The following is a 15,486-nucleotide window of genomic DNA, read 5'->3' on the forward strand; positions in this document are numbered from 1 at the left end:
AAAACCACAGGTCAGCCCACGGGAGGCCCCATGGTAGCCGATATTGCTTATCTGCAAGAGCAACAGCAGTCCATCAGCCGCATGCAGGCATTATTCGAGTCACAGCGCGCGGCCTTCCGCAAGGCGCCCATGCCCTCGGCCGACGACCGTATCCGGCACCTGAAAGCACTCAAACAGGCCATCCTGAAACATCAGCAAACGCTCATCACCGCCATCAGCGAAGACTTCGGTCGCCGCTCGGCAGACGAAACCCGCCTGGCCGAGATCATGCCTTCGCTGGAAGGCATCCACTACGCCTGCAAGCATGTGAAGCGCTGGATGAAGCCCTCCCGGCGCAAGGTCGGCCTGGCATTTCAGCCGGCCAAGGCCGAGGTGGTATACCAGCCGGTTGGCGTGGTCGGCATCATTGTGCCGTGGAACTATCCGCTGTTTCTCGCCATCGGCCCGCTGGTCACTGCCCTGTCGGCCGGCAACCGGGCGATGATCAAGATGAGCGAATCCAGCCCCCGCACTGCAGCGGTGCTGGAGCAATTGCTCAGCGAGATATTCCCCGAAGAGCAGGTCGCCGTGGTGACCGGCGAAGCGGACGTGGGCGTTGCCTTCTCGAAACTGCCGTTCGATCATCTGCTGTTCACCGGTGCCACCAGCATCGGGCGCCATGTGATGCGCGCCGCCGCCGATAACCTGACACCGGTCACCCTGGAACTGGGCGGCAAATCGCCGGCGATCATTTCCGCCGACGTACCGCTGAACGACGCGGCCGAGCGCATCGCCTTCGGCAAGGGCGTCAATGCCGGTCAGACCTGCGTTGCACCGGACTATATTCTTTGCCCACGCAACCGGGTGGAGGAGTTTACCCAGGCGCTGTTCAGGCAGTTTGCGCAGATGTACCCGAGCCTGCGCGATAACGCCGACTTCACCCAGATCATCAACCCGCGCCAGTATCAGCGCCTGCAGGGCTACCTGAGCGATGCGGCCGAGAAAGGTGCACGTATCCTGCCGGTCAACCCGGCCAACGAAGAGCTCGGCGACACCCGCATCATCGCCCCCACCCTGCTGCTCGACGTCAGCGACGACATGAAGGTCATGCAGGACGAGATTTTCGGGCCGCTGCTGCCGATCCTGCCGTATGACAGCCTGGACGCCGCACTCGACTATATCGCCGAGCGCCCGCGCCCGCTGGCGCTCTACTACTTCGGCTACGACAAGGCCGAGCAGCGACGGTTGATGGAACAGACCCACGCCGGCGGCATGTGCATCAACGATGCGCTGCTGCACGTTGCCCAGGATGACATGCCGTTCGGCGGCATCGGCGCCTCCGGCATGGGCCACTACCATGGCCACGAGGGTTTTCTCACCATGAGCAAGGCCAAGGGTGTGTACATCAAGCAGCGCTACAACGGCGCCAAACCCATCTATCCTCCCTATGGTGGTGCCCTGCTGAAACTGGTGTACAAACTGTTCCTGCGCTGACACGGCGCCGATGACATCCGGCAGGCACGCCCTGCCGGCAACAACAAGAAGACCGAACATGTCAGACACGACCTCTGCCAATCTCGACCGGCGCAGCCTGCTCAAGCTCGGTCTCGGTGCCAGCCTGATGCTCGGCACCGCCGGCCTGACCGCCACCCTGAGCGGCTGCAGCTCCTCCGGCCCTGCCGGCACCATGGCGGTGCTGCGCGAATCCGACCTGCCCCTGCTGGCCGCGCTGTTTCCCGCCGCAGTCGGCCCGCACCCCGCCTTTAGCGAAAACAGCAATGCCATCGAACTGGCCATCGCCCAGCTTGACCGCTCCCTGCAGTACAGCTCGCCCTTTGTTCAGAGCGAGGTGCTTAACCTGCTGGGCATGCTCTCGATGCCGCTGACCCGCGGCCCGCTGACCGGCATCTGGGGCGACCTGGCCCAGGCCAGCCCGGAACAGCTCGAGGCCTTCCTGCTGCGCTGGCGTGACAGCCGCTTCGAGCTGCTGCGCAAGGGGCACAAAAGCCTGCTGCAACTGCTGCACATGGCCTGGTACGCCACACCCCAGTCCTGGGCTGCCGTTGGCTACCCCGGCCCGCCCATCATCTGACTTCGACTGCAGGGAATTACCATGCCCGTACCCGATCTGTTTTTGCAGGGAATTGAGCGCGGCTGGCAGGTCATCGACGCCAGCGCACTCGCCCAGGAAACCACCCTTGAAGCCGACGTCGTGATCATCGGCACCGGCGCCGGCGGCGGCACCAGCGCCGAGATTCTGGCCAACGCCGGCCTGCGCGTGCTGCTGGTGGAGGAAGGCTCGCTGAAAACCTCCAGCGACTTCAAGAATGACGAAGCCAAGGCCTACGCCGAGCTGTATCAGGAAGGCGCCGCCCGGGCCACCGCCGATGCCGGGATCGGTATTCTCCAGGGCCGCACCGTAGGCGGCACCACCACGGTGAACTGGACCAGCAGCTTCCGCACTCCGGACCAGACGCTGGCCCACTGGGCTGAGGCGCACGACGTCAAGGGCCTCGACAACGCCAGCATGGCGCCCTGGTTTGCCCGCATGGAAGAACGCCTCGGCATTGCCCCCTGGGCAGTGCCACCGAATGCCAACAACGATGTGATTCGCCTGGGTTGCGAGAAACTCGGCTACCACTGGAAAGTGATTCCGCGCAACGTGCGCGGTTGCTGGAACCTTGGCTACTGTGGCACCGGCTGCCCAACCAATGCCAAGCAGTCGATGCTGGTCACGACCCTGCCCGCAGCGCTGGAGAAGGGCGCGGTGCTGGTACACAGCGCCCGTGCCGAGCGCCTGGTCTTCGAGGGTGATCGTGTCAGCGAAGTGGAGTGCCGGGCGATGGACGCCACCCTGAGCCAACCGAGCGGGCAACGCCTGCGCCTGCGTGGCCGTCATATCGTGCTGTCCGGTGGCGGCATCAACAACCCGGCGCTGCTGCTGCGCTCGAAAGCGCCGGACCCGCACCAGCGGGTCGGCAAACGCACCTTCCTGCATCCGGTCAACCTGACGCTGGCCCAGTACGACCGCGATATCCACGGCTATTACGGTGCGCCACAGTCAATCTACTCGGACCATTTCCAGTGGGATCAGGGCACCACCGGCCCGGTCGGCTACAAGCTGGAAGTGCCCCCCATGCAGCCCAGCATGACCTCGACCCTGATGGGCGGTTTCGGCTTGCAGCATCTGCACCACATGGCCTCATTGCCGCAGAGCAATATCCTGCTGGCACTGCTGCGTGACGGTTTCCACGAGCAGAGCCAGGGCGGCAGCGTGGCACTGCGCGACAACGGCGATCCGCTGCTCGACTACCCCGTTACCGACTACCTCTGGGATGGCGTTCGCCGCGCCTTCCTCAGCATGGGCGAAATCCAGTTTGCCGCGGGCGCCAGGGCGGTGATGCCAAGCCACGCCCACGGCCGGCTGAGCACCAGCTGGGCGGACTACCAGGAGCAAGTTGCCGGCCTGAGCTACCGCCTGCACGACGTGCGCCTGGCCAGCGCCCACGTCATGGGAGGCTGCGCCATGGGCGAGGACCCGACGCGGGCGGTGGTCAACAGCCAGGGCCGCCATCATCAGCTGGAAAACCTATCGATCATCGACGGTTCACTGTTCCCGACCAGTATCGGCGCCAACCCGCAGCTGTCGGTCTACGGCCTTGCAGCCCGCCTGGCCAGCCAGCTGGCAAGCGACCTGGGCTAACCGGCAAAGCGGCGGTGCCTGATGGGTGCCGCCGCTCTGCATCTGGGTTTTCGCTGGTTGTTGAGCTACCATCTGCCTCTCGACAACCTCTCATCAACCCAGCCGCAGGACCCGATCACGCATGAACACCGTACTCTACCCCGGCACCTTCGATCCCATCACCAAAGGTCATACCGATCTGGTCGAGCGGGCATCACGGCTGTTTGATCGGGTCGTCGTCGCCGTCGCCGCCAGCCCGAAGAAGAACCCGGCATTCCCGCTCGAGCAGCGGGTTGAACTGGCACAAACCGTACTGGGCCATTTGCCCAACGTCGAAGTGGTGGGCTTTTCCTCACTGCTCGCGCACTTCGTCAAAGAGGTCGACGCCAACGTCCTGCTGCGCGGTCTGCGCGCGGTATCCGACTTCGAATACGAATTTCAGCTGGCCAACATGAACCGGGTCCTGGCGCCGGACGTTGAAAGCCTGTTCCTCACGCCGTCGGAAAAATACTCCTATATTTCCTCTACCCTGGTGCGCGAGATCGCCGCGCTGGGTGGCGACGTCACCAAGTTCGTTCATCCGGTTGTCAATGAGGCGCTGATTCAGCGCTATCACGCCTGAAGCTGCGGAGAGTAGGCCCATGTCCCTGATCATCACCGATGACTGCATCAACTGTGACGTCTGCGAGCCCGAATGCCCCAACGGCGCCATCTCCCAGGGCGAAGAGATTTACGTCATTGACCCCAACCTGTGCACCGAGTGCGTCGGCCACTTCGACGAGCCCCAGTGCCAGCAGGTCTGCCCGGTCGACTGCATCCCGCTCGACCCGGACAACGTCGAGAGCCAGGAGGAACTGATGGAAAAATACCGGATCCTCACCGGCAAGGCCTGACCATGCTCGGTCTCAGCGTGCGACAACTCCCCCGCCTGCTCGGCCTGACCGCCCTGCTGGCGCTCGCTGCGCCGCTGCTGGCCGCCGACGGCCCCGGCCGCAACGCCGTTGCCAGCGCCCACCCGATCGCCACCGAGGCGGGCCTGCAAATCATGGCCGACGGCGGCAACGCCTTTGATGCGGCCGTCGCCGTCGCCGCCACGCTGGCGGTGGTCGAGCCCTACAGCTCCGGTATCGGTGGCGGCGGCTTCTTCCTGCTGCGCCAACCCGGCAACCCCGACCAGCCCTACCGCTTCATCGACGCCCGCGAGACCGCACCGGGCAAGGCGGGTCGCGACCTTTACCGCGACGCCAACGGCGAAGTTCAGCGCGACCCGGCCATCAACGGCCCGCTCGCCGCCGGCATTCCGGGCATCCCGGCCGCGCTGGTGCACCTGGCCAGCCACTATGGTCGGTTGCCGCTGGCCCAGTCGCTTGCCCCGGCCATCGACGCCGCCGAACAGGGTTTCACCAGCAGCGAGCATTACCGCACCCTGGTCGGGTATCGACTGGACGCCATGCAGCGCGACACCGAGACCGCACGACTGTTTCTGCGCAACAACCAGGCGCCCGAGGTCGGAACCCTGATCACCCAGCCGGAACTGGCCGCCACTCTGCGGGCGATTGCCAGCAACGGCCGCGACGGCTTCTACCGCGGCCCGGTTGCCGAACGACTGCTGAGCGGCGTGCAGGCCGCCGGCGGCGTCTGGCAGCAGCAGGATCTGGATAACTACCGTGTCATTGAGCGCAGTCCGATCCGCTTTGTCAGCGGCGGCTATCAGGTCATCAGCGCGCCGCTGCCGTCGGCCGGCGGCATTGCCCTGGCGGGCATTCTGCAGGCATTGCCCGCCCTGCCGGCCAGCGCCAATGGCTCGATCCAGCAGACCCACCAGTTGGTCGAGTTGATGCGCCGCACCTACCGCGACCGCGCCATGCTGCTCGGCGACAACGACTTCGTCCCGGTCCCGGTTGCCGAACTGACCTCCAAGGCCTACGCCGTGGCCATGGCCCGGGATATCGACCCCGAGCGCGCCACACCGAGTAGCGCCCTGGGCCCGCTGCGTGACTTCCATGAAGGCACCAACACTACCCATTTCTCGCTGATGGACGCCGATGGCAATGCGGTATCGGCCACCCTGAGCATCAACCTGCCGTTTGGCGCGGCCTTTACCCCGCCCGGCACCGGCGTGCTGCTTAACAACGAGATGGACGATTTTGCCGCCGACCCCAGCGGCAGCAACGCCTACGGGCTGGCCGGCAGCGAAGCCAACGCCATCGCTCCGGGCAAGCGCCCGCTGTCGAGCATGACCCCGACCATGCTGGAGAACGACCGCCAACTGGCATTACTCGGCACCCCGGGCGGCAGCCGCATCATTACCATGGTGCTGCTCGGCGCACTGGAAGCGATGCACGGCGAGCCGGTCGAGCGCTGGGTCAGCCGTCCGCGCTTCCACCATCAATATCTGCCTGACCACATTCAGGTCGAAGACAGCGCCTTCAATGCGCAGCAGCGCAAGGCGCTCGAAGCCATGGGCCACCGCATCGAGCCGGTTGGCCGGGACTACGGCAACATGCATGCGGTGTCATGGAACAAGGCGGACAACAGCGTCAGCGCCGCCAGCGATCCACGCGGTATTGGCAGCGCCGAAGTCCGACCGGCTACCCCTGCGCGGCCTGTTGCCCCCTAAGAGGCTGATTAGCGGACGACGAAAAGACATTACGGCCAGCGTTGATACTGCTAAGCTGCACGCGGGTCTCACTGCTCCACCCCGTCAGAGGTTACCTGTCACACCTGCGCAGCTCCCTTGCGCGTCCGACCGGCTCTGGCGAGACCTTCCACGGTGCGTTGCAGAGCGCTGCCGGGGCTCGCTGTGCTTTTCATCGCAAAAGCAGAGCGTATCGCCCAAGAATCCTGTATAGTGTCGCCCTATTTTCAAACCCGGCTATCAGAGAGTGCCATGACTGATCTATCCCTTTACCGCAATATTGGTATCTTCGCCCACGTTGATGCCGGTAAGACCACCACTACCGAACGTATCCTCAAACTCACCGGCCGTATCCACAAGCTGGGTGAAGTACACGAGGGTGAGTCCACTACCGACTTCATGGAACAGGAAGCCGAGCGCGGGATTACCATTCAGTCCGCTGCTGTCAGCTGCTTCTGGAAAGGCCACCGCTTCAACGTCATCGACACCCCCGGCCACGTTGACTTCACCGTAGAAGTGTATCGCTCGCTGAAGGTTCTCGACGGCGGTATCGGCGTATTCTGTGGTTCCGGCGGCGTTGAGCCCCAGTCCGAAACCAACTGGCGCTACGCGAACGACTCCAAAGTTTCCCGTCTGATCTTCGTCAACAAGCTGGACCGTATCGGTGCCGACTTCCTGCGCGTAACCGAGCAGGTCAAGAACGTACTGGGCGCCAAGCCGCTGATCATGACCCTGCCAATCGGCCGCGAAGACACCTTCACTGGCGTGGTTGACCTGCTGACCCGCCAGGCTTACGTCTGGGACGACACCGGCATTCCGGAAAACTACAGCATCCAGGAAGTCCCGGCCGACATGGTCGACGACGTCGAAATGTACCGCGAGCAACTGATCGAAACTGCCGTGGAAATGGACGACGACCTGATGATGGCCTACATGGAAGGCGAAGAGCCGGCCATCGACGACATCAAGCGCTGCATCCGCCTGGGTACCCGCGATCTGGCATTCTTCCCGACCTACTGCGGCTCCGCGTTCAAGAACAAGGGCATGCAGCTGGTTCTCGACGCCGTTGTTGATTACCTGCCGTCCCCGACTGAGGTCAACCCGCAGCCGCTGACCGACGAAGAAGGCAACCCGACCGGCAAGTTCGCCATCGTGTCTCCGGACGAGCCCTTCCGCGCCCTGGCGTTCAAGATCATGGACGACCGTTTCGGCGCCCTGACCTTCTGCCGCATCTACTCCGGTAAGCTGGCCAAGGGTGACACCATCCTGAACTCCTTCACCGGCAAGACCGAGCGCGTCGGCCGCATGGTAGAAATGCAGGCTAACGAGCGTAACGAACTGACCAGCGCACAGGCCGGTGACATCATCGCCATCGTCGGCATGAAGAACGTTCAGACCGGTCACACCCTGTGCGACCCGAACAACGAGTGCACCCTGGAAGCGATGGTCTTCCCCGAGCCGGTAATTTCCATCTCCGTTGAGCCGAAAGACAAGGGCTCCACCGAGAAAATGGGTATCGCGATCGGCAAGATGGTTGCAGAAGATCCGACCTTCCGCGTTGAAACCGATCCGGATTCCGGCGAAACCATCCTCAAGGGCATGGGCGAGCTGCACCTGGACATCAAGGTCGACATCCTCAAGCGTACCTACGGCGTTGAACTGGTTGTTGGTCAGCCGCAGGTTGCCTACCGCGAAACCATCACTCGCGAAATCGCCGACAGCTACACCCACAAGAAGCAGTCTGGTGGTTCCGGTCAGTACGGTAAGATCGACTACGTCATCCGTCCCGGCGAGCCGAACTCCGGCTTCACCTTCAAGTCCAGCGTTGTTGGCGGTAACGTTCCGAAGGAATACTTCCCGGCCATCGAGAAGGGCTTCGCCTCTCTGATGGGCACTGGCCCGCTGGCTGGCTTCCCGGTTCTGGACGTTTCCTTCGAACTGACCGACGGTGGCTACCACGCCGTTGACTCCTCGGCCATCGCGTTCGAAATCGCGGCCAAGGGTGCGTTCCGTCAGTCCATGCCGAAGGCCGGCCCGCAGCTGCTGGAGCCGATCATGAAGGTTGACGTGTTCACTCCTGAAGACCACGTTGGTGACGTTATCGGCGACCTGAACCGTCGTCGCGGCATGATCGCAGGCCAGGAAGCCGGTGTAACTGGCGTCCGCATCAAGGCTGATGTACCGCTGGCAGAAATGTTCGGCTACATCAGCACCCTGCGTACCATGACCTCCGGTCGCGGTCAGTTCTCCATGGAGTTCTCGCACTACTCACCGTGCCCGGCCAACGTTGCCGAAGCCGTGATCGCGAAGGAAAAAGAGAAGCGCGCAGCCAAGAACTAAGGCTCGCGTTACTCGGTAGTAACAAAAAACGCCTGATGCAGTGCATCAGGCGTTTTTTTATGCCTGCCATGCCTGGAATGCCTGGAATGTAGCCACTGAAAACGGCCGCCGAACGCCCGCCGCTGCAGCTCAGGCAGCGGCGGTCAATGCCGCACGGGTGTAGATCATGTCGTGCGCGGCGCGCAGATTGCTGCTGATCTCCAGCAGGTAATGCAGGTCGTTGATCAGACTGGTCGCCTGCCAGCCGTCCAGCTCGCCAGAGCGCAACTGCTGCTGGAGACGCTGCTCAAACTGACTGCGGAACAACTGCTCCTGATCCAGGTAGTCCGCCGACTGCTGCTGGTCGGCAGCCCCCGACAGCGAGTCCGACTCTTGCCGTGCCTGACTGCCAAGCAGTAATCGCCCCTGCTCCCGCAGCAACCGGTAGCCCTCACGCAGGGCTGGCCGCGGACTCTCAACATGCTTGCGCAGATTGGTTTGCAGGTGCTTGGCCGCCTTCACCGCATCAACCAGATCCCGTGCTGCCAGATTCACATCCATCAACGCCTGTTGCTGCTCGGGCAGCAGCTCGCAATCCAGATGCCCGATAAAATCGACAATATCAGCGTAAATACCCTTGATGTGCTGATGATAGAGCGCATCGGCGTCCTCTCGCTCGGCCAGTGGCGGCACCGAAAGCACCTCACCCAGCGCCGGTTCGCGGGTCATGTCCTGGCGAAACTCGCTCGGCAGATAGAGCGCCGACGCAATGACCAGCCGGCTGGTCGCAGCAAGGTGCCCGAGTTCCTGCTGCAACACCCTGACTGCGGAGTCCGCATGCAGCCGGGCGGCGCCGTCCAGATACAGTGCGCGCGAACGTGGACGCCCCGCAAGCTCATCGTTGACCGGTTCAGTTGGCGGCGGCAGCAGCCGGGCAAGCACGCGCACCAGCAGCGGCACCCAGGGCAGCATCAGCGCCAGCCCGAGCAGATTGAACAGGGTATGGAATAGCGCCAGCTTGAGGGTAAAGGCCGTCTCCATGATGCCCAGCCAGGCCGACAGCGTGTCCACCAGCTGGGCCAGCAGCGGCAGGATGGACAGCGCTACAGCGGCGGTCAGCAGATTGAACAGGATATGCGCCGCCGCCAGCTGACGTCCGGCGTTATTGGCGCCAACAGCGGCAATCAGCGCGGTTACCGTAGTCCCCAGATTCGCACCAACGGCCATCGCTAGGGCATTACCGTAATCCAGCTGGCCGCTGCCCAGTGCCGCCAGAGTGATCATCAGGGTCGCGTGACTGGACTGCATCAGCACGGTCGCCAGGGTACCCAGCAAGGCATAGAGCAACACGCCCTGCCAGCCGCCTACCCGGTAGGCAGACAGATCAAAGATCTCCTGCATGCCGGCAAAGCCAAGCTTCATCATGTCGATGCCGAGAAACAGCAGACCAACACCCAGCAACACCTGACCGGTACCGCGCCAGCGCGCCGAGCTGTTGCGCTCGAACAGCACGCCGAGTACCAGCAGCGGCATGCCAACCTGGGCCAGATCGACTTTCAAACCTACCAGGGCAATCAGCCACGCCCCCGTAGTGGTCCCCAGATTGGCACCGAAGACGATACCGATCCCCGCCGTCAGACTGATCAGCCCGGCGCTGAGAAAGGCAATGCAAAGCAGCGTTATAAGCGAACTGGACTGCACCAGCGCGGTACTGACGGTACCAAAAGCGAGGCTTTTCCAGAGACGATCGGTACTGGCAGCCAGCCAGCGCTCCAGAGCGCCGCCGGTAAAGGCCCTGAAGCCATCTTCCAGATAGCGCATGCCGAGCAGAAACAGGGCAACGCCGGCGAAGAGCTGGGCCATCGACTGCTGCTTGAGAAACAGCAGGACAACCAGCACCAGCCCGAAGGCCATGCCAAGCGGGCGCAGCGTCGCCAATCGCGAGCGGAGCAGCCGACCGGCATTGAGCGCATTAGCCATCAGCAGCCCCCCGACAGGGGGGAAATCAGCGCCAACGTCGATACTCCTGGCGCGTCAATCAATTTCAGCGAATCTCTTCCTGCTGCTGGCGACCGTAGCCGGCACGGGTGCAGCCCAGGCAGCGGACAAAGGTTTCTTCCGCCGGGCGGATAACCAGTTCATGACCGGCTTCCGAAACATTTCCACCCATGGCACTGAACGGCAAGCTGACCAGAAAGGCGCCGGCCCCGACGACCGTCACACCCAGCAGCAGCGGACGGGCAATGATCAGGTCACCCATCATGGCGAAGTAGCCAGGCTTGTCCTGCTGGTAATCATTGTAGGAATCGGCCGCCATGACGCTGGCGCTCATAAGCAGACCGGCAACAAGTGCGGTGGAATGACGTAACAGGCGCATAATTAATCCCTGGTTGTGGCCCGAAAGGCATTGATCTGGTGGCCGGTCCGAACTCCTGCGGACTCGCGGCATCGCCCTCATTGTAGGCACAATCCCGGCATTACGGAACGTGCCAGACAAAATTTGCGAACCAGGCCGCCACGCCGGACAGCGCTATCGCTGGCACTGTCGGCAAAACACCGTACTGCGCTGGCCAAGGCGACATTCCGACAGCGTCGTACCGCACTGCTTGCACAACTCGCCGCGGCGGCCATAGGCAAACAGCTCCTGCTTGAAATAGCCCGGCTGGCCATCACCACCTACGAAGTCACGCAGGGTCGTTCCACCCTGCTCGATGGCTTTGGCGAGAATGCGCTTTATTTCCTCAGCCAGGCGCTGGTAGCGCTGACGACTGACACGCCCGGCTTCGCGCCGCGGATCAATGCCCGCCGCAAACAGCGCCTCGGTCGCATAGATATTGCCGACCCCGACCACCACCGCGTTATCCATGATAAACGGCTTGATGGCCATGCTCTTGCCCCGTGACAACTGATACAGGCGCTCACCGTCAAAGGCGTCGGACAGCGGCTCGGGACCCAGCTTGCCGAGCAGTGCATGCGGCTCGTCCGCTCGGGCCCAGAGCAGTGCGCCGAAACGGCGCGGATCGGTGTAGCGCAGTACCATGCCCGAATCCAGCTCGATATCGACATGATCATGCTTGCCCGCCGGCGTACCCGCCGGCACCATTCGCAGGCTGCCGGACATGCCCAAATGGCCGATCAGGGTGCCGCCACCAATGCGCATCAGCAGGTACTTGGCGCGACGATCTATACGCTCGAACAACTGCCCCTCGATCTGGATCGCCAGATCCTCCGGAATCGGCCAGCGCAGACGGCGGTCACGCACGACAAGACGCGTCACCCTGCGCCCTTCCAGGTGAGGTGCAATCCCGCGACGGGTTGTTTCAACTTCAGGTAATTCAGGCATGTCAGCTCTGCAACCAGTAGGTAACGAAAATCAGCAACAACAGCAACGGCAGAACACTGGCGACAAAGCGCCCATTCCAGCCAAAGGCGACCCGGTAGGGTGACTCGCCACTGTAGCGCGACAGAATCAGGGTCGAGGGACCGAAGGGCGAGAAGATCATCGCCAGAGAGAAGCCACACATCAGCCCCACAGCCGGCGTCATGATCGGCACGCCCAGCAGTGACAGCTGCGCCAGGAGGCCCGCCGTCAGCGACAGCGACACAATGGGCGCTAGCCCCAGCACTGCCAAAATGATGGTACTGAACAGGCTGCCGATCGCCAGCAGCACATTGTACTTGGGCTCCTGCGCAAGCCACGCCGCAATCTGCTCAAGCGGTGCTACCGCGCCCAGCACTCCGCCCAGCAACGCGGCGCAGCCAAAGATGAACATCTCGTTGTGCATGCTGACCATATTGTCGGTCACTTCCTGCAGCACCTGCGCAGGCTTGCGCTCGCGCCACAACAGGTAGCTGATGACACCCACCGGCACCAGCACCATTGCCGCCTGCGACGCACTCAGTGTTGTCACGGAAGCCAGCAGACCGATAGCCGCAAGACCCAGCAGACTGCCAATCAACAGCTGCGGCATGCCGTCGGCCTTGCTGCTGTCGCCAATATTGTCGCGCAGCGCCAGCAGCCCGCGGGTTTCCCTGCGCCAGCCGACCACGATCATCATCAGCGCAGCAACCGCGCCATAGGGCACCATGGTGCTCCAGGACTGCTCGGGCATTTCCCGGGAGATGATGGCGATGGTCACACTGGTTGGCGCCAGTAGCGGCACCAGGGCAAAGCCGCGCAGGGTGGTCACCATGACGCTGCGCAGGCCTTCACGGCGCTGCTCGTCGCTCAGCGAATAGCGCTTGAGATGCTCGCTCAGGGTGCCGCAGAGCAGGTTCATCATGCCGAAGTTGAGAATCGAGCCGATGCTGCCGGCGGCGAGCACATAACGCGGATAGAGCACCACCTTGGAGCCGGAGAGCAGGGCCTTGTGCAGCTCGCGCAGTTGCGGCAAACGCTGCGCGAGCAACTGCATCAGGCCCAGCGCCCCCAGAAAGCTGGTGTAATAAGCCACCGAACTGGCCAGCTTTGGCCACAGCTCGGCACCGGGGCGCGCCAGCGCAATAGCTGCCACCAAAACCCCAAGGGTGCCGATCCCAAGCCAGCGCGGGTAGGGGTTCAGCCGGATAAAAAAGCGCAGGAAATAGACAGCAAAGGCCCCGGCTGCGAGCCAGCTCAGCCAATGCTGGTGACTGAGCAGCCCCGCCAGCTCAAGAGCAACACCAAGCGGCAGCAGCGCCGCACTCACGGCAGATCCTTGCGAAAGGCGCCCTTCTTGAATACACCTTCACCAAAGCCGATCAGTTGGTCGTTCTGATCCAGCAGATCACAACTGGCCATAAACACCTTATGGCCAGCCTTACGGCAGGTGGCGACCGCGCGAACGTGTGTGCCGACCGGGGCGGTCGAGGTGAAATTGGTGTTGAGCGACAGGGTAATGGCGACCCGGCGCTCTGCCGGCGATGCCGCCCAGGTACCGCAGAGCCCCATGGCAATGTCAATCAAGCTGGCCGTCACCCCACCGTGCAATGAGCTGGCGTTGTTCATGTGCTTTTCGGTCAGGGTCAGGCCGACAACGGCGCGCCCCTCCGAGTACTCTTCCAGCTGGGCACCAAGCTCCTGAAAGAAGCCGGTAACGGTACGGGCAATGGCCTGACGTTCATCTTGATTCACGGGTGCGACACCTTTTATTCACTACACTCGATCTGGCTGGCCAGCGTGAGAACATGGCGGGCGACTTGCCCGGCACGTAATACCGGCCAGTTTGAAGGAGGCAAGTATGCCACGCGCAAGCGGCGCCAGACTGTCGCCAAACTTGCACTCCTACCACGCAGGATTTAATCTCGCAGCACTTTAAACGAAATGCCGTTTCGCCATGCGGAACAAAAAGCGTACTTCAGGAGGCAAAGCATGTTCAAGCGGATTGGCGTCATCGGCGCCGGAGCCATGGGCCGCGGTATCGCCCAGCTGTTCGCCAGCAGTGGTCAGCAGGTTCTGTTGTTCGATACCCGTAAAGAGGCCATCGACGACGCCCTGGCCTTCAACCGCAACCTGCTGCAACGCGCTCAGGCCAAGGGCAAGATGACCGAGGCCGAGCTGGAAGCGACCGTTGCGCGCATGCAGCCGGCTGCCCAGCTGACCGATCTGGCCGAGTGCGATCTGGTGATCGAGGCCATTGTCGAGCTGCTGGAGGTCAAGCAGAAGCTGTTCGCCGACCTGGAAGCCATTGTCAGCGCCGACTGCGTACTGGCGACCAACACCTCCTCGCTGTCGGTCACCCGTATCGCCAGCACCGCCAAGCACCCCGAGCGCGTTGCCGGTTTCCACTTCTTCAACCCGGTGCCGCTGATGAAGATCGTCGAGGTCGTGCGCGGCGAGCGCACCGACGAGCGTCACATTCAGGCACTGGTAGCGCTGGCCGATCAGGCCGGCCACTTCCCGGCGATCACCCCTGACACCCCCGGCTTCCTGGTCAACCATGCCGGTCGCGCCTTCGGCACCGAAGCGCTGCGCATGCTCAGTGAAGGCGTTGCCAGCGTACAGCAGATCGACCGCATCCTGCGTGACGGTCCGGGTTTCCGCATGGGGCCGTTCGAGCTGTTTGACCTGACCGGCCTGGACGTCTCCCACGCCGTGATGGAATCGGTGTACGAGCAGTTCTACCACGACCCGCGCTACACCCCGTCCTTTATTGCAGCCCAGCGTGTTGCCGCCGGCCTGCTGGGTCGCAAGACCGGCCAGGGCTTCTACCGTTACGAAGACGGCCAGAAGATCGAGCAACCCGAGCCGCAGCCGGAAACCGTGCTGATCACTCGTCCGTTCTGGCTGGAGACCGATGATGACGCGCTGCGTAATCAGGTTGCAGACGTATTGACCAAGGCAGGCGCGACGCTGGAAACCGGCAGCAAGCCATCGGATGACGCCATCTGCCTGATCACCCCGCTGGGCGATGACTGCAGCACCGCGCTGACCCAACTGGGCCTGCCGGCTGAACGCACGCTGGCACTCGACAGCTTTGCCAACTGGGAAAAACGCCGCACGCTGATGCGCCAGCCGGCCGCCAAAGCCGAGGTCGTCGCCCAGGCGCGCCAGGCCCTCAGCGCCGATGGTGTACCCGTCGAGGTGATCAACGACTCTCCCGGCTTTGTCATCCAGCGCCTGATCGCCAGCGTGGTCAATCTGGGCTGCGAAATCGTGCAGAAGGGCATTACCACCCCGCAAACGCTGGACCGCGCCATTCAACTGGCGCTGGGCTATCCCAAGGGCCCGCTGGCCTTCGGTGAGCATTACGGCGCAGCCAACATTCTTGCCGTCCTCAACAACCTGCAGACCAACTACGGCGAGCCGCGCTACCGCCCCAGCCCCTGGCTGCGTCGTCGCGTACAGCTGGAACTGCCTTTGACCACACCCGATTTCCAGGAGTAAGAG

Annotated in this window: 13 protein-coding genes; 8 read left to right on the plus strand and 5 right to left on the minus strand. The window is 63.0% G+C overall.

What is annotated here, in order from left to right; genetic code table 11:
• Nucleotides 1–30 precede the first annotated feature (30 nt).
• The 7 genes from AC13EY_RS18165 to fusA all read left to right on the plus strand — a co-directional run bounded on the left by AC13EY_RS18165 (nucleotide 31) and on the right by fusA (nucleotide 8,639).
• Nucleotides 31–1,473 carry a coniferyl aldehyde dehydrogenase gene (locus tag AC13EY_RS18165; protein ID WP_228247127.1) on the plus strand — a complete coding sequence of 481 codons (1,443 nt, stop codon included), beginning with the start codon at nucleotides 31–33 and terminating at the stop codon, nucleotides 1,471–1,473.
• A gap of 58 nt (nucleotides 1,474–1,531) precedes the next feature.
• On the plus strand, nucleotides 1,532–2,071 hold the full coding sequence (locus AC13EY_RS18170; RefSeq protein ID WP_228247128.1) for a twin-arginine translocation pathway signal protein: 540 nt from the start codon (nucleotides 1,532–1,534) through the stop codon (nucleotides 2,069–2,071).
• 21 nt (nucleotides 2,072–2,092) lie between these two features.
• Nucleotides 2,093–3,682, plus strand: a complete 1,590-nt coding sequence (locus AC13EY_RS18175) for a GMC family oxidoreductase (protein WP_228247129.1) — start codon at nucleotides 2,093–2,095, stop codon at nucleotides 3,680–3,682.
• 121 nt (nucleotides 3,683–3,803) lie between these two features.
• Nucleotides 3,804–4,283 carry a pantetheine-phosphate adenylyltransferase gene (coaD, locus tag AC13EY_RS18180; protein ID WP_088275995.1) on the plus strand — a complete coding sequence of 160 codons (480 nt, stop codon included), beginning with the start codon at nucleotides 3,804–3,806 and terminating at the stop codon, nucleotides 4,281–4,283.
• A gap of 19 nt (nucleotides 4,284–4,302) precedes the next feature.
• A complete protein-coding gene (locus tag AC13EY_RS18185; protein ID WP_088275993.1) occupies nucleotides 4,303–4,554 on the plus strand; it encodes a YfhL family 4Fe-4S dicluster ferredoxin in 252 nt (83 codons plus the stop codon).
• 2 nt (nucleotides 4,555–4,556) lie between these two features.
• Nucleotides 4,557–6,281 carry a gamma-glutamyltransferase gene (gene ggt, locus AC13EY_RS18190; RefSeq protein WP_335598821.1) on the plus strand — a complete coding sequence of 575 codons (1,725 nt, stop codon included), beginning with the start codon at nucleotides 4,557–4,559 and terminating at the stop codon, nucleotides 6,279–6,281.
• Nucleotides 6,282–6,551: 270 nt separating this feature from the next.
• Nucleotides 6,552–8,639, plus strand: a complete 2,088-nt coding sequence (gene fusA / locus AC13EY_RS18195; protein WP_228247131.1) for an elongation factor G — start codon at nucleotides 6,552–6,554, stop codon at nucleotides 8,637–8,639.
• 129 nt (nucleotides 8,640–8,768) lie between these two features.
• On the opposite strand, the gene AC13EY_RS18200 is transcribed toward fusA, so the two are convergent.
• The 5 genes from AC13EY_RS18200 to AC13EY_RS18220 form a co-directional block, all read right to left on the minus strand.
• A complete protein-coding gene (locus AC13EY_RS18200) occupies nucleotides 8,769–10,598 on the minus strand; it encodes a Na/Pi cotransporter family protein (protein WP_228247132.1) in 1,830 nt (609 codons plus the stop codon).
• Nucleotides 10,599–10,662: 64 nt separating this feature from the next.
• A complete protein-coding gene (locus tag AC13EY_RS18205) occupies nucleotides 10,663–10,995 on the minus strand; it encodes a multidrug transporter (RefSeq protein ID WP_088275985.1) in 333 nt (110 codons plus the stop codon).
• Nucleotides 10,996–11,148: 153 nt separating this feature from the next.
• Nucleotides 11,149–11,961, minus strand: a complete 813-nt coding sequence (gene mutM / locus AC13EY_RS18210; RefSeq protein ID WP_228247133.1) for a bifunctional DNA-formamidopyrimidine glycosylase/DNA-(apurinic or apyrimidinic site) lyase — start codon at nucleotides 11,959–11,961, stop codon at nucleotides 11,149–11,151.
• A gap of 1 nt (nucleotide 11,962) precedes the next feature.
• The gene (locus AC13EY_RS18215) at nucleotides 11,963–13,306 is read right to left on the minus strand and encodes a hypothetical protein (RefSeq protein WP_228247134.1); all 1,344 of its coding nucleotides are present in this window, start codon (nucleotides 13,304–13,306) and stop codon (nucleotides 11,963–11,965) included.
• Nucleotides 13,303–13,731, minus strand: a complete 429-nt coding sequence (locus AC13EY_RS18220) for a PaaI family thioesterase (protein WP_228247135.1) — start codon at nucleotides 13,729–13,731, stop codon at nucleotides 13,303–13,305. Before AC13EY_RS18220 ends, AC13EY_RS18215 begins: the two co-directional genes overlap by 4 nt.
• 237 nt (nucleotides 13,732–13,968) lie before the next feature.
• Between AC13EY_RS18220 and AC13EY_RS18225 the strand changes: the two genes are divergently transcribed.
• Nucleotides 13,969–15,483: a 3-hydroxyacyl-CoA dehydrogenase gene (locus tag AC13EY_RS18225; RefSeq protein WP_228247136.1), complete on the plus strand. Its 1,515-nt coding sequence runs from the start codon at nucleotides 13,969–13,971 to the stop codon at nucleotides 15,481–15,483.
• The last annotated feature ends 3 nt before the right edge of the window (nucleotides 15,484–15,486 follow it).

It is taken from the genome of Halopseudomonas sp. L-58, assembly GCF_056859475.1.